Genomic DNA, 21,223 nt, shown 5'->3' with positions numbered 1-21,223 from the left:
ATCGTCTCAGGCGCTGCCCCTCGCGGCGCGCGGAGCGTCCGCCGACCGCGCCTGAGGCACCCCGTTCACGACCCGGAAAGTGGACGGTTTAACATATGAGCGCCGCCTAGCTCGAAAGATGGATTCGTGACTGTCAACGACGACTCGTTCACCAACTGGAAGATCCGCGAGGAGATCGCGGAGTCGATGATCCCGATCATCGGGAAGCTGCACCGGGAGCGGGACGTGACGGTCCTGCTGCACAGCCGCTCCCTGGTGAACAAGTCGGTGGTCAGCATCCTCAAGACCCACCGGTTCGCCCGGCAGATCGCCGGTGCGGAGCTCTCGGTCACCGAGACGCTGCCGTTCCTGGAGACCCTCGCCGAGCTCGACCTCGGGCCGTCCCAGATCGACATCGGCATGCTCGCCGCGACGTACCGCGAGGACGACCGCGGTCTGTCGGTGGCGGAGTTCACCGCGGAGGCCGTCGCCGGTGCCACGGGCGCCGACAAGATCGAGCGCCGTGAGGGCCGGGACGTGGTTCTGTACGGCTTCGGCCGTATCGGCCGGCTCGTGGCCCGGCTGCTCATCGAGAAGTCCGGCTCCGGCAACGGTCTGCGGCTGCGGGCCATCGTGGTGCGCGGGGGCGGCGAGCAGGACATCGTCAAGCGCGCCTCGCTGCTGCGCCGCGACTCCATCCACGGCCAGTTCCAGGGCACGATCACCGTCGACGAGGCGAACAGCACGATCGTCGCCAACGGCAACGCGATCAAGGTGATCTACGCGAACGACCCGTCCGAGGTCGACTACACGGCGTACGGCATCAAGGACGCCATCCTCATCGACAACACCGGCAAGTGGCGCGACCGCGAGGGCCTGTCCGAGCACCTGCGCCCCGGCATCGACAAGGTCGTGCTGACCGCTCCCGGCAAGGGCGACGTCCCCAACATCGTGCACGGCGTCAACCACGACACGATCAAGCCGGACGAGCAGATCCTGTCCTGCGCGTCCTGCACCACGAACGCGATCGTGCCGCCGCTGAAGGCGATGGACGACGAGTTCGGGGTCCTGCGCGGCCACGTCGAGACGGTCCACTCGTTCACCAACGACCAGAACCTCCTGGACAATTACCACAAGGCCGACCGTCGCGGCCGGTCCGCGCCGCTCAACATGGTCATCACCGAGACCGGTGCCGCCTCCGCCGTCGCGAAGGCGCTTCCCGACCTCAAGGCGCCGATCACCGGCAGCTCGATCCGTGTCCCGGTCCCGGACGTCTCGATCGCGATCCTCAGCCTGCGGCTCGGCCGTGAGACCACCCGCGAGGAGGTCCTCGACCACCTCCGCGACGTCTCCCTGACCTCGCCGCTCAAGCGCCAGATCGACTTCACCACGGCTCCCGACGCGGTCTCCAGCGACTTCATCGGCTCGCGCCACGCCTCGATCGTCGACGCCGGCGCCACCAAGGTCGACGGCGACAACGCGATCCTCTACCTGTGGTACGACAACGAGTTCGGCTACTCGTGCCAGGTCATCCGCGTCGTGCAGCACGTCTCCGGCGTGGAGTACCCGACGTACCCGGCTCCGGCCGTCTGATCCGGTCCATCCCTGAAGACGAAAGCGCGGGGCGTGCGGGCCCCGCGCTTTCGTGTGCTTTCGAGCGCCTTGCGGCTGTCAGCGGCGGGTCAGCTCGACCCTGTACTCCCGTGTCCGTGAGCCGTCTTCGCCGGTCACGGAGACGATGTGGGCCGTCCTGCCCCCGGTGGCGTCCGTCCGGACCGTCACCTTCGCGTACGGGTCACGCGGCGTGGCGGTGACCCGGGCCCGGTCCGGGCGGTCGACGGCCACCCGGTAGCTCGTCCGGTCCGGGTCGAAGCCGGCCAGGGGCACACCGTCCAGTTCGACCGAGGCGGCAGCCGCGTCCGCGGCAACGCCCGGCACCTTCGCGTAGACCTCGATCTCGCCGAGGGTGATGTAGCCGCCCGGCCTGGCCGTCATCACGACCCGCACGCCCGTCGACGGGCCGGTCGCCCGCACCGGAACGTCGGCCACGGGCGTTCCCTCGGCGCCGACGGCGACCTGGTCGCTCGCGTCGGACCAGGTGCCGTCGGAACCTCGCACCTGCACCTTGAGGGACTCCGCGAAGCTGACGTTGGCGCCGTCACGGTGGAAGTGGGTCATGACCCGGGTCAGATCGTGTGCCTCCGGCAGGGTGAAGGTGATGGTGTCGGACGGGTTCTTGGTGCCGGACCTCCAGTTCGACCAGGCCTTCTCCGACGTGGTGCCGTTGCGCAGGCCCTCGGCGGAGTAGCCGCTCTCGGTGTAGCTGGCGCCGACTGTGACGCCCTCGTCGCGCGCGGAGTTGGTCTCCTTCGGCTCGGTGACCTGGACGCGTACGGTCGCCGCTGCCGTTTCCCCACCGGGTACCCGGGCCGTGCCGCGCAGGCTCACCACACCGGTGTCGTCGAACGCCTTCTCGGGCACGGGGTTCCATGTGACCGGAAGGTCGGCGGTTCCGCCGTGTCGTCCCACGCCGGTGACGGTGGCGGGCAGGTCGGGCCGGCCGCCGGTGTAGGTCTTGGCGCGGGCCGGCAGGGTGGCGGCGATGGTGTCCACGGTGACGACCGCCTCGGCACGGACGGTCCGGCCGAGGGCATCGGTGGCCCGGCCCTTCACGCGTACCGTCCCGGGTTTGCTCCAGCGTGAGTCCGAGGGCAGCGCCCACTCGACGGGGAGCGCGCCCCGGGCTCCGTCCGGGAACACGGGCGTCACGGTCCTGGGCAGTTCGGGGGCGCGCCCGGGGACGGTGAAGGCCTTGGCCGGCTCCGTGCTGAGCACCGTCTCATCGATGACGCCCCAGCGCTGGTTGGCGTTGGAGGTCGGGAGGTGGGCCGAGACCCGGGCCCCGTCTGCCGTCGACTGGCCGACGACGTCGAGGAGACGGCCCGTCGCGGCGTTCACGAAGGTCCAACTGCCGTCCCCGGTGGTGGACATGATCCAGCGTGCGGCCGGCGTGTCCCCGTCTTCGAGTACGGCCTCGTCGTCGCGTACGGCCATGCGCCTGCCGTCGACCGCGTTGACGAGGGCGTAGCGTTCGCGGTTGCTCTCGCCGCGGGTCAGCCGCTTCACGCTCCACAACTGGGACTTGGAGGCCTGGTCGGCCGTGCGCACGACGACGCCGTCGCCCTCTGCGGAGGGTGCCAGGGACTTGCCGCTCTGGGTGCCCTGGAGGCGGTAGACGTGACCGGCCCGGACCAGCGCGGCGTCCTTCGCGGTGCCGGACACGCCGTCGACGACGAGGGTGGTCACCGACTTGGCGGGGACCGTCACGGTGGCGGAGTCGTTCTCGACCTTCACGGGTGTCCCACGGACGAGGGCGCCGTCGTGACTGGTCACCACGGGCGTCACGGTGGCACCGCGGGCGACCCGCCGGAACTTCGTCAGGTCCAGGGTCACCGCCCGCGGGGTGGTGCCGTTGTTGACGTGCACCACCGTCGCTCCGCGGCCGGACTTGCGTACGGCGGCGACGCTGGAGGGATCGTCGACCTTGACGAAGTGGTCGCCGGGGCGGATGTGATGGGTGAAGTTGCGCAGGGTGTGGAACTTCGTGTTGGTCTTGATCGGGCAGCTCTCCAAGGTGTCCTCGGAGGTGCAGTTGAACGGGATGTGGATGCTGCCCCAGTTCTTGCCGGCCTGCGCCTGGGGGATCGAGTCCTCGACCGGCTGCCACAACACCCAGGCGGAGGGCTCCAGTTCACGGATGTCCTCGACGACTCGGGTGGCGATGCCGAGCCCGGGTTCCATGCCGGTGAAGTCGGTGCCGGTCCCCCAGGTGCCCTCGACCTCGCTCATCCAGAACGGCTTGCCGGCGGCTTTGGCGCTGTCGCGGGCGCTGGTGCGCATGCCGGTGCCGTAGGTGTGCACGTTGAGCTGGTCGACGGCGGCCCGGGCCGAGCTGTCGTAGGCGTTCCAGTTGCGGACGAAGGTGGTGGGGTTGGTCTCGTCCATCGCGGAGATCGTGGCGTGCGTTCTCGCCTTGTCCAGGGCGCGTTGCAGGGCCAGGACGACTTTCTGCTGGAGTTCCGGACCGGCGTGCGCGCCTTCCTGGCGTCCGCCGGTGGGCTGTCCGTCGGCGCCGATCTGGGTGCCCCAGTAGTTGGTGTTGGGCTCGTTGAGCGGGGCGATGGTGTCGAACGAGATGCGGTGCTTCTTCTCCAGCTGGTCGGTCACCTTGGCCAGGTAGGTGGCGAAGTCGTCGACACGGTCCGCCCGTATCTGGTCGGTGTTGGCATCGAAGCCGCCCGACACGTAGCCGCTCACGGTCTGGAACCAGGGCGGTGAGTTGCTGAACGCCTCCCAGCGGGTCACCTTGCTCTTGACGCGGTCCACCCACCAGCGCTGGCCCGGGTCGGCGGACCAGTCCCAGTGCCCGGGATCGTCCGGGTTCCACCAGTCGGTGTCCTGCCTGGTGGTGCCCTCGGGAGCCTTCCAGAAGCCGTCCATCGTCGCGCCGGTCTTCATGTAGTCCTTGCGGACGTCGGGGGCGTTGCCGCCGCCGATGTTGTAGCGCGCGATGTTGAGGCGGAGTCCGTCCTCGCCGAACAGCATGTCGGCGAGCTTCTGCCGGATGGGTTCCGGGTAGCGGCCGGTGATGTTGGCGAACCAGACGAGGCTCGTGCCCCACCCTTCGAACTCCTGCTGCCGGTAGGACGGGTCGATCCGTACCGTGACCGCGTTCGCCGGCGGATCTGCGGCAGCAGCGGTGGCAGGAGGCACGGCGACCAGGCCCACGCCGAGTGCCAGGGGGACGGTGATCGCCAGTGCCGTTCGGGCGAGGCGATGTCTGCTGGACATGGATTCCCTTCGGGAGCGAACAGAACCGCGCAGAGTCGATCGAGCTTCCCGAATGTTTTAGGACGGCAATCAACACGTCAAGAGGCGGGGCGAGTTGGGAACCGGCACGCTGCCGTGCGGACATGCGATGAGGGACGCCACTTGTGGCATCGGTGCGCCGCAGCCGCCGTACGGCGTGGGACTCGTGGCCAGGACGCCGCGCGCGTCCGGATGAGCCGGGAGTCGTCCCGCTGCCGGCCGGCCGCGGCGGTGGCGGGGCCCGGGGACGAGGAGCAGGCGGGGTGTGCCGCTGCGCAACGAGTGCGTACGGAAGGGGTCCGCGGCGAGAACGCGCGGGCCCGTCCACCGAGGAGGGACTGGGCCGGCGGCGGCAGACCGCCCCCTCGACCGGCTGCCCGGCATGCGTGTGCCGCGTCCCGCGACGGGGACGCGGCACCGCGATGTGATCTCAGTGCTTGAAGACGTCCTTGGTCTTCTCCTTGGCCTGCCGGGCGTCACCCTTCGACTGCTCCGCTTTGCCCTCGGCCGTCAGGCGCTCGTTGCCCACCGCACGGCCGATCGTCTCCTTGGCCTTGCCCTTGGCCTGCTCGGCCTTGGCCTTGCCCTTCTGCTCTCCAGCCACGGTTCGTTCACTCCACGTCGTGTCCGACTACGGGGTCACCGCACCGAGTGACCGGAAAAGCGCAGCTCAAACGTGGACCTGGCCGGCTTCCTCTCGAGCATCTGAAGGGCCTGCTGAGCGGATGTGAGCTGGGCTGTGTCTGCTGGTACCGGAACCGCGCGTGGGCACGAGCCGCTGAGCGGGCCGTGATACCCCCCGGTCAGTGACAGCACCCGTCGGCCGGCTGGGGGCCTGGGGTGGTGTCGAGGCGGCAGAAGCAGGACGCCTGGACGGGTACGTCCGCCAGCGCGCTCGCCAGCTTGAGCTGGTGGGCCACGAGGGCCGCCTCGCCGGTCTTGCCACTGCGCAGCAGGCACTCGTGGAAGCCGTGCAGGGCCCAGACGTTGCCCGGGTGCTGGAGGGGGCGGGGCAGGGTGTCGTCGAGGCCGAGGTCGGCACGGTAGACGGCCTCCGCCTCCGCCACGCGGCCCTGCTCGAGCAGCAGGGCGCCGTAGGCGTGGCGGGTGGGCTGCATCCACCCCCAGGGCTCGTCGTAGGGCAGGTTGTCGTCCAGCCGGATGGAGCGCTCCAGGGCTGCGAAGGCGAGGTCGTACTCGCCCCGGCGGTAGGCGAGTTCGCCGTCCAGCATGGCGGAGGCGATGGCGAGGATGTCGTGGCAGGTGTTGTTGAACAGCATCCGGGTCTCGGGCACCCGGCCGACCGCCTCACGGAAGAGTGCGCGTTCGGTCTCCGCCCGGTCGACCTCGCCGGTGGCGGAGAGGGCGACGCCCCGTGCGTAGTGCCGCATGGCGACGGTCGTCGCGTAGAGCTCCGGGTCGGTGGGGGCGGGCAGCTCCAGGATCTCGGTCCAGCGGCCGAAGCGGATCAGCACGTGGACGCGCATGGCCAGGAACGCCTCCAGCCAGTCGGCCATCGGCGGGCTCTGGACACGGAGCAGGTCTTCGGGGATGGCGGCTTCCAGCTGGGCGGCGGTGTCCAGGGCGACCTGCGCCTGGCCGAGGAACATCGCGCCGTAGATCTTGAAGTGGTGGTTGTGCGCCCGGTAGAGGGTGTAGAAGTTCATCGCGCCGGCCTGCCGGTGGTACTTCTCGTCGGCGGCGATCGCGTCGCTGTTGGCGGAGACGACCTGGCGGTAGTCGCCGCACAGGACGTCCAGGTGTGAGGGCATGTGGAGCAGGTGCCCGGCGTCGGGCACGAGGCCGCGCAGGCGGTCGGCGACGGTGAGGGCCTGCTCCGGCGTCGGCGACATCTCCATCAGGTGGATGTACAGGTGCAGGATGCCGGGATGCCGGAAGCCGGCCTCGGTGGCGAGGGCGTCTTCCAGCACGGCCCTGGCCTCAATGGTCCGTGCGCCCTCGGCCGGCCGGCCGGTCCTGAGGTCCCACAGCTGCCACGGGGTGAGGTTCATCGCTGCGTCGGCGTGCAGGGTGGCGATGTCCGGGTCGAAGGGCGCCAGCTCGTAGACGGTGCGCATGGCGTCCGCGTAGGGCTCGTTCCACACCGAGCAGTCCTCGACCGCCTGCGACTGCGGGTAGCGCGCCCGCAGCGCGCGGATGAGGGCCTGTTCGATCGAGGTGGCGCGGGCGGCCTTCTCATGGGCCTTTTCCACTGCGGTGTGCGTGCGCTCCACTGTTCGCGTCAGTTCTTCGCCGTCGAAGAATTCCCAGGGCTTGTTGTAGTTCGGGCCGAGCGCGTAGGCGATACCCCAATAGGCCATGGCGCAGTCCGGGTCGGCCTCGGCCGCCTTTTCGAAGCAGGCGACGGCTTCCTCATGGTGGAACGCGTATGTCCACATCAAACCGCGGTCGAACCAGAGTTGGGCATCGGGAGAGGACGTGGTGACGGGACGGCGGTGCGTGCCGAGATCGTAGTAGTCGCCCATGAGCTTCTCCTGGGAAGGCGGCCGGGGCCGTGAGAATAGCGGTTGCGGACACGCCTTCAGGCTTTCGATAAATTATCGTATGTCCAGATTAGCGGTTCTCATTACGGCTGCCCGCGGCCCCGGGCATGGTGGAGGGCATGACTGACTTTCCGAGTTTTCCGCCCGGCTTCGTGTTCGGGGCCGCGACCGCCTCGTACCAGATCGAGGGAGCGGTGCAGGAGGACGGACGCGGGCCGTCGATCTGGGACACCTACAGCCACACTCCGGGGCTGGTGGCGAACGGGGACACCGGTGATGTCGCCTGTGATCACTACCACCGGTACCCGGAGGACGTGGCGCTGCTGCGTGAGCTGGGCGTGGGCTCGTACCGCTTCTCGATCGCCTGGCCGCGGATCGTGCCGGACGGTTCCGGTCCGGTGAACGTCAAGGGGCTGGACTTCTACTCGCGGCTGGTCGACGAGCTCCTGGCCGCGGGGATCGCGCCGGCCGCCACCCTCTACCACTGGGATCTTCCGCAGGCCCTGGAGGACGGCGGCGGCTGGCGGGTGCGGGAGACCGCCGAGCGGTTCGGTGAGTACGCGGCCGTCGTCGCGGAGCACCTGGGCGACCGCGTGCCACGCTGGATCACCCTCAACGAGCCCTGGTGCAGCGCCTTCCTCGGGTACTCCGTCGGCCGGCACGCCCCGGGCGCCCGCGAGGGCCGTGGCGCGCTGGCCGCCGCCCACCACCTGCTGGTCGGGCACGGCCTTGCCGTACGGGCGCTCCGGGCGGCCGGGGTGCGCGAGGTGGGCATCACCCTCAACCTCGACCACCACCTGCCCGCGACCGGCTCCCCCGCCGACCGGGCCGCCGTCACCCGTGCGGACACCCTGCACAACCTGGTGTGGACAGAGCCGCTTCTCGCGGGCCGCTACCCGGCGGCCGAGGAGGAGACGTGGGGTGAGCTGATCAGCGGTCAGGACTTCCGGCGGGACGGCGACCTCGAACTGGTCTCCCGGTCCCTGGACTTCCTCGGCATCAACTACTACCGGCCGATCGTCGTGGCCGACGCCCCCTACCGTGAGAGCGACCCCTCACGGCGCGTCGCGACCGACAACCGGTACGCGGAGGTACCCATGCCCGGCGTGCGGCGCACCGCCATGGGCTGGGCGGTCGCGCCCCACACGTTCACCGATCTGCTCGTGGGGCTCAGGGAGCGGTACGGCCAGGCCCTGCCGCCCGTCCTCATCACCGAGAACGGCTCCGCGGAGGACGACGAGGCCGGCCCGGACGGGGCCGTCCACGACCCGGGCCGGGTCGCCTACCTGCGCGTCCATCTCGCCGCGCTGCGGGCCGCGATGGACGCCGGGGTGGAGGTGCGCGGCTACTACGTGTGGTCGCTGCTCGACAACTTCGAATGGGCCTTCGGTTACGACAAGCGCTTCGGGATCGTGCGCGTCGACTACGCCACCCAGCAGCGGACACCGAAGGACAGCTACCACTGGTACCGGGCCATGATCGCCGCGCAGCGGCGGTGACGGGCCCCGTCAGACGCTGCTCAGGAGCTGCGGCGCCAGGATCTTGACCATGGTGTTGGTCCAGCGCAGTTGCCGGAGCGTCTGCGGGTGGCAGTCGGCGACCAGCGTCAGGAGCGGCTCGTCCCGGGTGGCCTGTGCCACCTGGGCGAGCATCTCCCAGTGGAGCGAGTTGCGTGCGGCGGCCAGGTGCAGGTCCCGCAGATCGTTCAGCAGCAGCAGTCCGGACTCGGGGCGGCGACCGAGTGCTTCGGAGGCCTTCTCCCGCAGCGCGGCCAGAGCCCTGGGCGACGGGTCGCCGCGCGGGCCGGACAGGTCGAGGCCGTGGTCGCGGCCCGCGTCGGCGAGCCGGGCGGCGTGTTCGCGTGACCAGCGGGCGATGTCCAGGGCGACATGGTGGAACTCGTGGTCGGTGCGGTGCCGCGCGGCGGCGGCCAGCAGGTCCTGCTCCAATCCCGGAAACGCTGGCCGGTGGTGTGGAAGCCGATGGAGCCCGGCCCCTTGTCGTCCAGCAGCTGCCGGGTGCGGGCTGTGATCCGGTTCATGGCCGTGTCCCAGTCGCACTCCACCAGTCGGCCGTCCTCGCGGACGAGGGGGCTGGTGAGCCGGTCCGGGGACGCGTTGGCCTGCCAGCCGTGGAGGTCCTTGGGCCCCAGGCGCCCGCGGTTCACCCGGTCCGCGGCCCGGCCCCGGACGCCCACGATGCGGCCCTCGCGCAGCGCGATGTCCATCGCGTCGCCGTTGGAGTGCAGCAGCGAGGCGGCCTGCACCCACCGCTCCACGTCTCGCTCGCCGAGCCCCGCCGCGAGGTGCGTGTCGGTCCGGGACGGCCAGGGGGTGCCGGGCGCGTACGGCGTGCGCGCGCCCCAGACGTCGGTGATCCGGTCGGCCGGCTGGTCCACGGTCCCACCTCCCACGACGACACCGTGGTCCGCGAGTACCCGCGCGAGCACATGTGACACAAAGTGCACAGATCGCGACATAGGGCACACGCGGCAGGGTGGGTGCCCATCATCTTGTCGTTCGATCGGGGGGCACCTCGGCCAGTGGGCTGGCCCGCCCAACTCCCGCTCCCTAGGATGTACTTCCTGTCCAGCCAGTCCGTTGGCGCGGCACCTTGCAGGGGGAACGATGCACTCCGAGAAGCAGCTGTCCACCGAGATCGACGCGAACGTGCCGACGGCAGCGCGCATGTACGACCACTACCTGGGCGGCAAGGACAACTACGCGGCGGACCGCGCGGCGTGCGAGGAACTCGACAAGGTCGTGCCCAGCACGCGCCGCCTCGCCCTGAACAACCGGCGCTTCCTCCAGCGGGTCGTGAAAACCCTCTCCGAGGAGTACGGCATCCGCCAGTACCTGGACCACGGGTCAGGTCTGCCGACGCAGGACAACGTGCATCAGGTCGCCCAGCGCATCGACCCCACGACCCACGTCGTCTACGTCGACAACGACCCGATGGTGCTGGTCCACGGCCGTGCGCTGCTGGAGCAGGACGAGCGCACGACCGTCATCCACGCGGACCTGCGCGAGACCGACCTGATCTTCGGCCACGCGGACACCAAGCGGCTCATCGATTTCGACGAGCCGGTGTGCGTGCTCTTCAACTCGGTGTTCCACTGCATCCCGGACAGCGACACCGACGGACCGCTCGCGGTGGCCCGCCGCGTACGTGAGCGGCTCGCGCCCGGGAGCTTCATGGTGATGTGCCAGCTGGTCAGCGAGGACCCGGAGGTCCGCGCCTTCGTCACGAACTTCATGGACCAGGCGACCCAGGGCCACTGGGGCCGCGTGCGGGAACCGAAGGACGTGGAGACGTACTTCGAGGGCCTGGAGATCCTCCAGCCCGGGCTCGTGGAGGTGTCGACCTGGCGCCCGGACACCGAGGTGACGCCCCGTCAGCTCACGCACGAGTGGATCGAGTTCGGCGGAGTCGGGAGGATTCCCCTGGAGAAGTGACCGTGGTGCCCGGCGCGGGACGGCCGTCGTCCCGCGCCGGGCACCCTCGCGTCAGAGGTAGCGCTGCTCCATGGTCTGCCGCAGCAGCTCCAGCGAGTCACGGGGCTTGAGTGCCTCGTCCGCGAGCCGGTCCAGCGCGATCCGGTACTCCTCGGTCTCGTCGCGGTCCTCGAGGAAGTTCGCGCTCTTGATGTGCTCCAGGTAGACCACGTCGGGCAGATCGAGGCCGCCGAAGCGCAGATACGTGATCGGAATGGCCGGGGCCGAGGCATTGGTGACGCTCAGCGGCACGATCTGCAGCGTCACGTTGGGGCGTTCGGCCACCTCCACGAGGTGCGCGAGCTGCTCCCGCATCACCTCGGCACTGCCCAGGACGCGCAACAGCACGGACTCGTCGATGATCGCCCACAGCTGCGGGGCGTCGGCCCGCGACACCAACCGGGCGCGGTGCCTGCGCAGTTCGACGCGTCGCTCCACCTCACCGGCCGGCGCGTTCGGCAGGCCGCGCTCCACCACGGCCCTGGTGTAGGCGGGAGTCTGCAACAGGCCGGGCACGTACTGGATCTCGAAGGTACGGATGGTGGCGGCGGCCTCCTGCAGTCCGACCAGCCGGTCGAACCACTCGGGCATCAGCCGCTTGTCGTACCGCTGCCACCAGCCCGGCTCACCCGCCCGCTGTAGCAGCTTGAGCAGCACCGAGGCCTCGTAGTCGTCGGTGCCGTACAGCTCGAGCAGCGTGCGGACGTCGTTCTCCGTCGGCGGGCGGCGGCCCTTGCCCGACTCGATGCGGGACAGCTTCGCGGCACTGAACCCGGCAGCGCGCGCCGCCTGGTCCTGGGCGAGCCCGGCGTCCTCCCGGAAGCCGGCGAGCTGCACACCGACCAGCATCTTCAGCAGAGTCGGCGCCGGCTCGGGCCTGTCCAGGTAAGGTTCCAGACGGGAGATGCGATGCGACGCGGCGGACATCCTGACTCCCAGCAGACCGGCACAAAGGGCGACTTACACTATCGCACTTCACCAGGTCTTCACGCATCCACCCAAGCAGCCCGGCAGAAGTGGGGAGTTGGGCTCCGCTTCACCTCCGGGGCGTGACACCGCACGCGAGACGGCACCGCTCCGCGGAGCAGGTGGTCGAACTAGAGCAGGTGGCCGAACTAGAGCAGATGGTCGAACTCGCCGTCCTTCGCGCCGGCCAGGAACGCCGCCACCTCCGCCGAGGTGTAGACGAGGGCGGGGCCGTCGGGGTCACGGGAGTTGCGCACGGCGATCCCGCCGTCCACGAGGGGTGCGACTTCGACGCAGTTGCCCTCGGCGTTGCTGTGCCGGCTCTTGATCCAGCAGGCGTCCAACGAGCTTGCCTGCACTCCGTTCTGCACTGGTGGCACCGCAGTCTCCTTGCTGTTCTCGTTCCCCGCCGGGCACGGTGCGCCCGGCCGTTCCTCCGAGGGCGGCCGCGTCCCTTCGACCGCACTCGTCCCGGCTTGCGTACCCACAACGGCTGGATTTTCACGCAATTTCTCGTGCAATTGCACGCGGACGCCTTCAGCGTGGATAATAGCTGCGGCGTCAACCCCCGGGCGGGCGCCGTGTCCTGATGTCGCATCGGGGAGATGCCGTGTCATCACCTGCGCAGCACGTGCTCCGGCCGCCGAGTGGGGCTGCGGCGCACGCAGGCGCACCCGGAGCGAGTCATACCGTGCCGGCCGACCCGCACAAGGTCATGCCGTACGGGATCCCGCCCTCGGTGCCGAAGACACTTCCGCAGTTCTCCGGCGCCCTGTCCGCCTCGGCCACCCTGCGGGTCGAGTGCAGCCGGGAGGGGTTCGCCCGAGTCCGGTCCTTCACCCGCGACACCCTGCACGGCTGGTCACTCGACCACCGCTGCGACGACGCGGCCCTCGTCATCACCGAGCTCGCCGCCAACGCCGCGACGCACGCGGCGCCGAGAACCCCCGGTGTGCCGGAGATCCGGCTCGGATTCCTCCTGGATCCCGGCCACCTGCTGGTCACCGTCTCCGACCTCGACGACCACCCGCCCGTGTTCGCGCCGACCGGTGTCGCCCTGGAGGAGCACGGCCGGGGGTTGTGCATCGTCGACGCCCTGTCCGAGGAGTGGGGCTGGTCCCCCGGCACCCCGGCGGGCAAGACGGTCTGGGCCTGGTTGTCGACCCGCCCGGCCGCACCCTGTCCACCCATCTGACACGACTGCCGCGGAAAGGCCCCTCGCCATGCGCAGCGCTTCGACGGAACACCCGAGCAGCGAGCGCCCCGAGCGCCCCGACGCCCCCACCGGGACGGCCCGGAACACGCCGCTCACGGCACTGGACCGCGTGCCGTGGGGCGACATCCAGGACTCCACCGGCTCGGCGGCGGCCATTCCCCTCCTGCTCAACGGCATCGCCGCGGGTGATGCCGACACCGCCCGCTCCGCCCTCGACGACCTGCGGAAACGGATCTGCCAGTTCGGTTTCGTCGTGGAGCAGGCGACGGCGGCCACTGTTCCGTTCCTGTGGGAGCTGGCCAAGCTGCCGCAGGTGACCTGCCGTGCCCAGATCATCCGGCTGCTCAAGAGCATCGCCGACGCCCGGCAGTGGGAGAGCACCGCCGCCGTCTATCCGAAACTGCTGAACCACCGGGAGAACCCGGTGGTGTGGGAGCGTGCGGCCCGCCAGGCCGTGCGGGCCCGGCGCGGCGAGCTCGGCCGGCTGCTGGCCGACGAGGACCGCGAGATCGCCCGTGCCACGAACGAGCTGGCCCGCTCGCTGGGCGCCTGAAACCGTCGTACGGTGTGCGGTGGGCAGGGAGCCCGTGCAGGTCCTCGGACGTGATGAAACGGTGAGAACCCCCTGTCACCATGGGTGATGCCCCTCGCCTCCCGGAGCCCGGCAGTGTAGACATGGCACATGGTCCGACTCATGGGTCGATCCGGGACTCGATCGCCCCTGCGGCCCGGCGCTGCGCCGTCGGCACGGCAGCGGCGGGAGGCGGGCCCGTCGCGGTGGCAACCGGTGGCGGGGCTGCGGTCGGTGCTGGGCGGACGCAGCGTCGCCGGACAGGTGTTCCTGCTCGTCGTGGTGATCGTGCTGCTGCTGGTCGTGGCGGCCGTCGTGGCGCTGGTGCTGCAGGTGCGGCACGACACCACGCAGGAGGCCCGCAACCGTTCGCTCGCCGTCGCCGAGACCTTCGCCAACGCACCGGGCACCGTCGAGGCGCTGCAGGGACCTGATCCCACCGCTGTGCTCCAGCCACGCGCCGAAGCCGCCCGTGAGCGGTCGAAGGTCGACTTCATCGTCGTCATGAACACCGACGGGATCCGCTACACCCACCCCAAGCCGGACCGGATCGGGAAGAAGTTCGTCGGGACGATCGCGCCGGCGCTGGCCGGAAAGTCCTTCACCGACGAGGTCGACGGCACCCTCGGCCCGCTCGTCCAGGCCGTCGTACCGGTGAAGGACCAAGATGGCCGGGTCGTGGGTCTGGTCTCGGCGGGGATCACGACCAAGAACGTGGGCGGGACCGCCGACCGCCAGCTGCCGCTCGTGCTCGCGGCCGCCGCCGCGGCGCTCGCCCTGGCGACGGCGGGTGCCGCGCTGGTGAGCCGGCGGCTGCTGCGCCAGACCCATGGGCTCGGGCCGCACGAGATGACCCGGATGTACGAACACCACGACGCCGTGCTGCACGCCGTGCGCGAGGGCGTGCTCATCGTCGACGACGGGGGCACCCTGCTGCTCGCCAACGACGAGGCGCACCGCCTGCTCGGGCTGCCCGCCGACGCCGAGGGCCGGCACGTCCTCGGTCTGGGTCTGGACCCGGGCATCGCCGACCTGTTGGCTTCGGGCCGGGTCGCCACGGACGAGGTGCACCTGGTCGGGGACCGGCTCCTCGCCGTCAACCAGCGGACCACGGACCGTGCGGGCGTCCCGCCCGGCAGCGTCGCCACCCTGCGCGACTCCACGGAGCTGCGGGCCCTGTCCGGGCGGGCCGAGACCGCGCGCGAGCGGCTCAACATGCTGTACGACGCCGGAGTGGGCATCGGGACCAGCCTGGACGTGACCCGCACCGCCGAGGAGCTCACCGAACTGGCCGTGCCCCGGTTCGCCGACTTCGTCACCGTGGACCTGTTCGACGCGGTGCTGGGCGGCGGGCAGCCGAACGCGGCGGCCGCGCTCAGCCGGACCGCGGTGAGCGGGATCCGCAAGGACGCGCCGCTCTATCCGTCCGGGGAGCGGATCAGGTTCGTCGAGTCCTCCCCGCAGGGCCGCAGCCTCGCCACGGGCAGTCCCGTCCTGGAGCCCCGGCTGGGTGAGGCCCCGGGCTGGCGGGCGCAGGACCTGGAGCGCTCCGCGCAGATCGTCGCGTACGGCATCCACTCGCTGATCACCGTGCCGCTGCGAGCCGGCACCCTGATACTCGGCGTGGTGAGCTTCTGGCGCTACGAGAAGCCGGAACCCTTCGACACGGACGAGCTGGCCCTGGCGGAGGAGCTGGTCGCGCGGGCCGCCGTCTCCATCGACAACGCCCGCCGCTACACCCGCGAGCACAGCATGGCGGTGACGCTCCAGCGCAGCCTGCTCCCCCGTAACCTGCCCGAGCAGGACGCCCTGGAGATCGCCTACCGCTATCTGCCGGCGCAGGCCGGGGTGGGCGGCGACTGGTTCGACGTGCTGCCGCTGTCGGGTGCCAGGGTCGCGCTCGTGGTCGGGGACGTCGTCGGCCACGGGCTGCACGCCGCGGCCACGATGGGGCGGCTGCGCACCGCCGTGCACAACTTCTCCGCACTCGATCTGCCGCCCGAGGAACTCATCGCCCTGCTGGACGAGTTGGTCGGCCGGATCGACCAGGACGAGACGGAGGAGGACGGCAGCGCCCCGGTCACCGGCGCGACCTGTCTGTACGCCGTCTACGACCCGGTCTCCCGGCGCTGCACCGTCGCGCGGGCCGGGCATCCGCCGCCGGCGCTGATCCACCCGGACGGCAGCGTGGAGTTCCCCGACGTGCCCGCCGGTCCCCCGCTGGGGCTCGGTGGCCTGCCGTTCGAGACGGCGGAGCTGGAACTGGCGGAGGGCAGCCGGCTCGTCCTCTACACCGACGGGCTGGTCGAGGACCGGGAGCGGGACATCGACGTCGGGCTGGAGATGCTGCGCGAGGCGCTGGGCCGGGCCGGGCAGTCTCCGGAGGACACCTGCCGGGTCGTGCTCGAATCGCAGCTCACGGCCCGATCCAGCGACGACATCGCGCTGATCGTGGCCCGTACCCGGGCGCTGACCGCCGACCACGTCGCGGAGTGGCCGGTGCGGGCCGACCCGGCCGCCGTGGGCGAGGTGCGGGCGGCGGTCAGCCGGCAGCTGGCCGAGTGGGGCCTGGAGGAGCTGACGTTCAGCACGGAGCTGATCCTGAGCGAGCTGGTCACCAACGCGCTGCGGTACGGCGGCGGCCCCATGCGCGTGCGGGTGCTGCGGGACCGCAACCTGATCTGCGAGGTGTTCGACAGCAGCAGCACCTCGCCGCACCTGCGGTACGCGACGATGACGGACGAGGGCGGGCGGGGCCTGTTCCTCGTAGCGCAGCTCGCGGAGCGCTGGGGGACGCGCTATCTGCCCGCGGGGAAGGTGATCTGGGCGGAGCAGTCCCTGCCCTGAGACGGCGGTGAGCACGGCCGTAAGCCTCGCCATAAGCGCCACCAGGGACTTGTCATAAAGTAGCCTTATGAGCTCATAGACCGGACCCTCGTACCGGGTTAGGCATGCCTTAGTTTAAGCTTCCCGTTGAGATCGCTTGTCGCCGCTCGAAGGGAACCTGACCATGCCCCGCCCCCTGCGGGTCGCCATCGTCGGATCCGGCCCCGCCGGGATCTACGCCGCCGACGCCCTGCTCAAGTCCGAGGTGGCCGCCGAACCCGGTGTGTCCATAGACATCTTCGAGCGCATGCCGGCCCCGTTCGGCCTGATCCGCTACGGCGTCGCCCCCGACCACCCGCGGATCAAGGGCATCATCACGGCCCTGCACCAGGTGCTCGACAAACCGCAGATCCGGCTCTTCGGCAACGTGGACTACGGCACGGACATCGGCCTGGACGACCTGCGCGCGTTCTACGACGGCGTGATCTTCGCTACCGGTGCGACGGCCGACCGGGCGCTCTCACTGCCGGGCATCGACCTCGACGGGTCGTACGGCGCCGCGGACTTCGTGTCCTGGTACGACGGTCACCCGGATGTCCCGCGCACCTGGCCGCTGGAGGCGGAGAAGGTCGCCGTGCTCGGCGTCGGCAACGTCGCGCTGGACGTCGCGCGCATCCTCGCCAAGACGGCGGACGAGCTGCTGCCGACCGAGATCCCGGCCAACGTTTACGAGGGTCTGAAGGCCAACAGGGCCAAGGAGATCCACGTGTTCGGCCGACGCGGCCCCGCGCAGGCCAAGTTCAGCCCGATGGAGCTCCGGGAGCTGGACCACTCCCCCAACATCGAGGTCATCGTCGACCCCGAGGACATCGACTACGACGAGGGCTCGATCACCACACGGCGCGGCAACAAGCAGGCCGACATGGTGGCCAAGACCCTGGAGAACTGGGCGATCCGCGACGCCGGCGACCGGCCCCACAAGCTCTTCCTGCACTTCTTCGAGTCGCCGGTCGAGGTCCTCGGCGAGGACGGCAAGGTCGTGGGTCTGCGCACCGAGCGCACGGAGCTCGACGGCACCGGCAACGTCAAGGGCACCGGCACCTTCAACACCTGGGACGTCGGCGCGGTGTACCGCGCGGTCGGCTACCTGTCCGACAAACTCCCCAAGCTGCCCTGGGACATCGACTCCGGCACCGTTCCGGACGAGGGCGGCCGGGTCGTCCAGGAGACGGGCGAGCACCTGCAGTCGACGTACGTCACCGGCTGGATCCGGCGCGGCCCCATCGGCCTCATCGGGCACACCAAGGGCGACGCCAACGAGACGGTGAAGAACCTGCTGGAGGACTACGCCGGCGGTCGGCTGCACACGCCGGCCACCCCCGACCCCGAGGCCGTGGACGCGTTCCTCGCCGAGCGAGACATCCGCTTCACCACCTGGGACGGCTGGTACAAGCTGGACGCGGCGGAGAAGGCTCTGGGCGAGCCCGAGGGCCGCGAGCGCGTGAAGATCGTCGAGCGCGAGGACATGCTGCGGGCCAGCGGCGCCTGACGCTTCACGCCCGACGTCTCACATTCCGCGGGGCGGGTTCGGTGGCAATGTCACCGGACCCGCCCTTCCGCGTACTTGAAGCGTGTACGATCCGGATGCTTCACCGAACCATCACATCGCCTTCACTTGAAGGTCATGCAGGGGGGACGAACATCCATGCGTATACGCCTTGTCGCCACCACGGCCGTCGCCGCCGGGGCTCTCACCGCCCTCTCGGCGGTTCCCGCCCAGGCCGCCGAGTACGACTCCGCGCTGAAGATCCGGGGCATCCAGTACGACGCTCCCGGCAGCGACTCGAACCGGTGCTCGGGCGGGAACACCGCCGCGGAGTACCTGACCATCAAGAACTACTCGCGCTCGACGACCGTGAACCTCAAGGGGTACGTCGTGAAGGACGCCGCGGGCAACAGGTTCACCTTCACCGCGAGCCACACCCTTCAGCCGGGTGACTACGTGAAGCTGCGCGGCGGCAACGGGGCCGACTCCGACTCCAAGAACGTCGTCTACCGCGACAACTGCAACTTCATGTGGAACAACGACAAGGACACCATCTACGTGTACAAGCCGTCCGGCAGCCGTGCCGACGTGCACTCGTACACCAAGCGCGGCTCCGACGCGGACGGCAACGGGTACATCACCTACCACGGCTGAGCCTTTTGCCGATCCGGCAACAGGCTTGGCGTGCGGCGCGGCGGGCGCTGGATGATCGATGGACCGAACGCCCTTCACATCGCGGGAGGATCCATGCCGCAGACGTCCGTCGCCGACCGCACACATCGTCTGGTGCCCACACCGGCCGGCCGCACCCACCTCGTGGAGCAGGGCGCCGGACCGCTCGTCCTCCTGCTGCACGGGTTTCCCGAGTCCTGGTACTCCTGGCGCCACCAGTTGCCGGCTCTGGCAGCGGCCGGATACCGCGCGGTCGCCGTGGACGTACGCGGCTACGGACGCTCGTCCCGGCCCCCGGAGGGGGACGCGTACCGGATGCTCGAGCTCGTGGAGGACAACGTCGCCGTGGTGGAGGCCCTGGGCGAGCCGTCCGCGGTGCTCGTCGGGCACGACTGGGGCGCGACCATCGCGGCGACCTCCGCTCTGGTCCGGCCGGAGATCTTCCGCGCGGTGGGGCTGCTGAGCGTGCCCTACACCCCGCCCGGCGGGCCGCGACCGAGTGAGGTTTTCGCGCGGATGGGGGGTGACGAGGAGTTCTACGTCTCCTACTTCCAGGAGCCGGGCCGGGCCGAGGCGGAGATCGAGCCCGACGTGCGCGGCTGGCTCGCGGGCTTCTACGCGGCCCTGTCGGCGGACACGCGGCCCGAGGCCGACCCTCATTTCGTGGCCCGCGGCGGTCGGTTGCGCGACCGGTTCCCCGCCGGCCGGCTGCCGGAGTGGCTGAGTGAGGCCGACCTCGACGTCTACGCCGCGGAGTTCGAACGCACCGGACTGACGGGGGCGCTGAACCGGTACCGGAACATGGACCGCGACTGGTGGGACCTGGCGGACTTCGCCGGTGCCCCTGTCACCCAGCCGTCGCTGTTCATCGGAGGCACCCTGGACGCGTCGACGACCTGGCTGGCCGACGCGATCGAGGCGTACCCGACCACGCTGCCCGGGCTGAGGGGCTCGCACCTTCTGGACGGCTGCGGTCACTTCGTTCAGCAGGAGCGTCCCGCCGACACCAACCGGCTCCTGGTCGAGTGGCTCGCCGGCCTCCCGGCCTAGGGGGTCGGCAGCCAGCGGTCCAGGTAGGCGCGCAGGCCCGTGAGGTCGGTGCCACCCGCCAGGTGACCCACGTATCCGTCGGGCCGTACGAGGGCGTGGGTGAGGCCCGGCCACGGGCTTCGCGGGCCCAGGTGGTGCACGGTCAGCAGGTCGCGCCGTCCGCCCGGGGGCAGGTCATCGGGCCAGACGTGGGCGGGGCCGGTGAGCAGGAGGTGGTAGCCCGGTCCGGCGACGCGTCGCTGGAGTCCGGCCGGGGCGTCGGGCAGTCGGTCTCCGGCGCGGGGCCCCTGCCGGGGGCGGTGCCGCCCGGTGACGGACGCGGGGCCGCGGCGGTAGTGGATGCCGAGTTCGGACACGGTGCGGAACAGGCGCGCCCGGGCGCCGGTCGCTCGCAGCAGCAGCGGGGCCATGTGCGGGGCGAGTCGCGTCCGAGCCAGCCGCAGGGCCGGATGGCTGCTCGTACCGACGGTGAAGGCACGGTCGGTGAGGCGGCGTACGCCGTGGCCGACCGGGGCGCGCTCCGCCTCGTACGTCTCCAGCAACTCCTCGGGCGCCGCGCCGCGGCAGACATGGGCGAGCTTCCAGCCCAGGTTGAGCGCGTCCTGAATGCCGGTGTTCATGCCCTGTCCGCCGGCCGGGCTGTGAATGTGCGCCGCGTCGCCGGCGAGGAAGAAGGGGCCCCTGCGGTAGTGGGTGGCGCCGCGGTTGTGGATGCGGAAGCTCGTCATCCAGACCGGGTCGCGCAGGGACAGCCTGTCAGGCGTCCAGTCGTCCGCGATCCGCTGGAGGAGGTCCAGGCTCAGCTTACCGCCGGGACTGCCCGGTGGGTGCATCGCGATCATCCGCCAGGTGGCCGGAGTGCCGAGCGGGAAGAAGAACAACAGGCCGGCCGCGGTCATGTACGTGTGCGCGACGCCCGGCTCGAGTCCGTCGGCCTCCAGATCCGCGAGCAGAAACGTCTGCGGATAGGCGTACCCCTCGAAGCCGATGCCGGCCTGGGAGCGCACGGTGCTGTGCGCGCCGTCGCAGCCGGCCACGTAGCGGGCCCGTACGCTCTCCTCGGTCCCGTCCCGGTGTCGCAGGCGGCAGGTGACGTACTCGCCCCCGGGTTCGGCCCTCAGCAGCTCCGTGCCGCGCTCGACCATCACGTCCCGTGCGGCCAGATGAGCCGTCAGGGTGGCTTCCGTCTCCGACTGGGGGAGGAAGAGCAGGAACGGGTACGGCGTGTCGTCGCAGCCGACGTCGAACACCGGGACGCGCAGCACCCGCCGGGGCAGGTGCAGGTGCAGCCCGACCGTCGCGTTGCCCCGGTCGACGAGGTCGTCCGCCACACCGAACGCGGACAGCATCTCCAGGGTCCGGGGCTGGATCGCCGGGGCGCGCGACTCGCGGGCGCGGTCCGTTGAGCGGTCCACGATCCGGAACGGGGTGTCGTAGGCGCGCAGTTGGGTCGCGAGGGCGAGTCCGGTGGGGCCCGCGCCCACCACGAGCACGTCCAGGGGTGCCGTCATGACACATACCGTAGACGCG

At 70.6% G+C, this 21,223-nt stretch carries 16 protein-coding genes and 1 pseudogene; 9 read left to right on the top strand and 8 right to left on the bottom strand.

The annotated features are described in order from the left end of the window. Positions 1-126: 126 nt before the first annotated feature. Positions 127-1,572 carry a glyceraldehyde-3-phosphate dehydrogenase gene (locus FDO69_RS26665; protein WP_104782411.1) on the top strand — a complete coding sequence of 482 codons (1,446 nt, stop codon included), beginning with the start codon at positions 127-129 and terminating at the stop codon, positions 1,570-1,572. 78 nt (positions 1,573-1,650) lie between these two features. On the opposite strand, the gene FDO69_RS26660 is transcribed toward FDO69_RS26665, so the two are convergent. The 3 genes from FDO69_RS26660 to FDO69_RS26645 all read right to left on the bottom strand — a co-directional run bounded on the left by FDO69_RS26660 (position 1,651) and on the right by FDO69_RS26645 (position 7,334). After that, positions 1,651-4,830 (bottom strand): glycoside hydrolase, encoded by a 3,180-nt coding sequence (locus FDO69_RS26660; protein ID WP_104782409.1) that lies wholly within the window; start codon positions 4,828-4,830, stop codon positions 1,651-1,653. A gap of 448 nt (positions 4,831-5,278) precedes the next feature. Further along, on the bottom strand, positions 5,279-5,452 hold the full coding sequence (locus FDO69_RS26650) for a CsbD family protein (RefSeq protein ID WP_104782404.1): 174 nt from the start codon (positions 5,450-5,452) through the stop codon (positions 5,279-5,281). 199 nt (positions 5,453-5,651) lie between these two features. Beyond that, positions 5,652-7,334, bottom strand: a complete 1,683-nt coding sequence (locus tag FDO69_RS26645) for a tetratricopeptide repeat protein (RefSeq protein ID WP_104782401.1) — start codon at positions 7,332-7,334, stop codon at positions 5,652-5,654. A 137-nt stretch (positions 7,335-7,471) separates the two neighbouring features. Here FDO69_RS26645 and FDO69_RS26640 point away from each other — a divergent pair, with 137 nt between their 5' ends. Further along, the gene (locus tag FDO69_RS26640) at positions 7,472-8,851 is read left to right on the top strand and encodes a GH1 family beta-glucosidase (RefSeq protein WP_104782399.1); all 1,380 of its coding nucleotides are present in this window, start codon (positions 7,472-7,474) and stop codon (positions 8,849-8,851) included. 9 nt (positions 8,852-8,860) lie between these two features. Here FDO69_RS26640 and FDO69_RS26635 read toward each other — a convergent pair whose 3' ends face one another. Both FDO69_RS26635 and FDO69_RS42285 read right to left on the bottom strand, forming a co-directional pair. Continuing rightward, positions 8,861-9,301 carry a hypothetical protein gene (locus FDO69_RS26635; RefSeq protein WP_104782397.1) on the bottom strand — a complete coding sequence of 147 codons (441 nt, stop codon included), beginning with the start codon at positions 9,299-9,301 and terminating at the stop codon, positions 8,861-8,863. Between the two features lie 5 nt (positions 9,302-9,306). Continuing rightward, positions 9,307-9,750, bottom strand: a pseudogene (locus FDO69_RS42285) (molybdopterin-dependent oxidoreductase); the annotation flags it as partial. 229 nt (positions 9,751-9,979) lie between these two features. Here FDO69_RS42285 and FDO69_RS26625 point away from each other — a divergent pair. Continuing rightward, positions 9,980-10,807: an SAM-dependent methyltransferase gene (locus tag FDO69_RS26625; RefSeq protein ID WP_104782395.1), complete on the top strand. Its 828-nt coding sequence runs from the start codon at positions 9,980-9,982 to the stop codon at positions 10,805-10,807. A gap of 51 nt (positions 10,808-10,858) precedes the next feature. Here FDO69_RS26625 and FDO69_RS26620 read toward each other — a convergent pair whose 3' ends face one another. Together FDO69_RS26620 and FDO69_RS26615 are read right to left on the bottom strand one after the other, a co-directional pair. Beyond that, on the bottom strand, positions 10,859-11,773 hold the full coding sequence (locus FDO69_RS26620) for a helix-turn-helix domain-containing protein (protein WP_104782392.1): 915 nt from the start codon (positions 11,771-11,773) through the stop codon (positions 10,859-10,861). A gap of 188 nt (positions 11,774-11,961) precedes the next feature. Beyond that, positions 11,962-12,192, bottom strand: a complete 231-nt coding sequence (locus tag FDO69_RS26615) for a DUF397 domain-containing protein (RefSeq protein ID WP_053668903.1) — start codon at positions 12,190-12,192, stop codon at positions 11,962-11,964. Between the two features lie 209 nt (positions 12,193-12,401). Here FDO69_RS26615 and FDO69_RS26610 point away from each other — a divergent pair, with 209 nt between their 5' ends. The 6 genes from FDO69_RS26610 to FDO69_RS26585 all read left to right on the top strand — a co-directional run bounded on the left by FDO69_RS26610 (position 12,402) and on the right by FDO69_RS26585 (position 19,693). Beyond that, positions 12,402-13,007, top strand: coding sequence for an ATP-binding protein (locus FDO69_RS26610; protein WP_420878543.1), 606 nt, complete (start codon positions 12,402-12,404; stop codon positions 13,005-13,007). Between the two features lie 28 nt (positions 13,008-13,035). Next, positions 13,036-13,581 (top strand): hypothetical protein, encoded by a 546-nt coding sequence (locus FDO69_RS26605; RefSeq protein ID WP_104782387.1) that lies wholly within the window; start codon positions 13,036-13,038, stop codon positions 13,579-13,581. A 129-nt stretch (positions 13,582-13,710) separates the two neighbouring features. After that, a complete protein-coding gene (locus FDO69_RS26600; protein ID WP_170320945.1) occupies positions 13,711-16,446 on the top strand; it encodes a SpoIIE family protein phosphatase in 2,736 nt (911 codons plus the stop codon). A 163-nt stretch (positions 16,447-16,609) separates the two neighbouring features. After that, on the top strand, positions 16,610-17,974 hold the full coding sequence (locus FDO69_RS26595; RefSeq protein WP_104782386.1) for an FAD-dependent oxidoreductase: 1,365 nt from the start codon (positions 16,610-16,612) through the stop codon (positions 17,972-17,974). Between the two features lie 156 nt (positions 17,975-18,130). Next, positions 18,131-18,625, top strand: a complete 495-nt coding sequence (locus FDO69_RS26590) for a lamin tail domain-containing protein (RefSeq protein ID WP_104782385.1) — start codon at positions 18,131-18,133, stop codon at positions 18,623-18,625. Positions 18,626-18,718: 93 nt separating this feature from the next. Beyond that, positions 18,719-19,693 (top strand): alpha/beta fold hydrolase, encoded by a 975-nt coding sequence (locus FDO69_RS26585; RefSeq protein WP_104782384.1) that lies wholly within the window; start codon positions 18,719-18,721, stop codon positions 19,691-19,693. On the opposite strand, the gene FDO69_RS26580 is transcribed toward FDO69_RS26585, so the two are convergent. Further along, a complete protein-coding gene (locus FDO69_RS26580) occupies positions 19,690-21,204 on the bottom strand; it encodes an FAD-dependent monooxygenase (protein WP_104782383.1) in 1,515 nt (504 codons plus the stop codon). The two genes, FDO69_RS26585 and FDO69_RS26580, sit on opposite strands and share 4 nt — an antisense overlap. Positions 21,205-21,223 lie beyond the last annotated feature (19 nt).

Origin of the sequence: Streptomyces tibetensis, from assembly GCF_007655005.1 — a bacterium.
Classification (GTDB): domain Bacteria; phylum Actinomycetota; class Actinomycetes; order Streptomycetales; family Streptomycetaceae; genus Streptomyces; species Streptomyces tibetensis.
This window is presented reverse-complemented; position numbering and strand designations above follow the sequence as displayed.

What these genes read in the sequence shown, in the direction of transcription:
- FDO69_RS26590 (WP_104782385.1), top strand. Translation starts at nt 18,131, where the DNA reads ATGCGTATACGCCTTGTCGCCACCACGGCCGTCGCCGCCGGGGCTCTC.
- FDO69_RS26580 (WP_104782383.1), bottom strand. Translation starts at nt 21,204, where the DNA reads ATGACGGCACCCCTGGACGTGCTCGTGGTGGGCGCGGGCCCCACCGGA.
- FDO69_RS26660 (WP_104782409.1), bottom strand. Translation starts at nt 4,830, where the DNA reads ATGTCCAGCAGACATCGCCTCGCCCGAACGGCACTGGCGATCACCGTC.
- FDO69_RS26620 (WP_104782392.1), bottom strand. Translation starts at nt 11,773, where the DNA reads ATGTCCGCCGCGTCGCATCGCATCTCCCGTCTGGAACCTTACCTGGAC.
- FDO69_RS26610 (WP_420878543.1), top strand. Translation starts at nt 12,402, where the DNA reads ATGTCGCATCGGGGAGATGCCGTGTCATCACCTGCGCAGCACGTGCTC.
- FDO69_RS26625 (WP_104782395.1), top strand. Translation starts at nt 9,980, where the DNA reads ATGCACTCCGAGAAGCAGCTGTCCACCGAGATCGACGCGAACGTGCCG.
- FDO69_RS26645 (WP_104782401.1), bottom strand. Translation starts at nt 7,334, where the DNA reads ATGGGCGACTACTACGATCTCGGCACGCACCGCCGTCCCGTCACCACG.
- FDO69_RS26640 (WP_104782399.1), top strand. Translation starts at nt 7,472, where the DNA reads ATGACTGACTTTCCGAGTTTTCCGCCCGGCTTCGTGTTCGGGGCCGCG.
- FDO69_RS26595 (WP_104782386.1), top strand. Translation starts at nt 16,610, where the DNA reads ATGCCCCGCCCCCTGCGGGTCGCCATCGTCGGATCCGGCCCCGCCGGG.
- FDO69_RS26600 (WP_170320945.1), top strand. Translation starts at nt 13,711, where the DNA reads ATGGTCCGACTCATGGGTCGATCCGGGACTCGATCGCCCCTGCGGCCC.
- FDO69_RS26605 (WP_104782387.1), top strand. Translation starts at nt 13,036, where the DNA reads ATGCGCAGCGCTTCGACGGAACACCCGAGCAGCGAGCGCCCCGAGCGC.
- FDO69_RS26585 (WP_104782384.1), top strand. Translation starts at nt 18,719, where the DNA reads ATGCCGCAGACGTCCGTCGCCGACCGCACACATCGTCTGGTGCCCACA.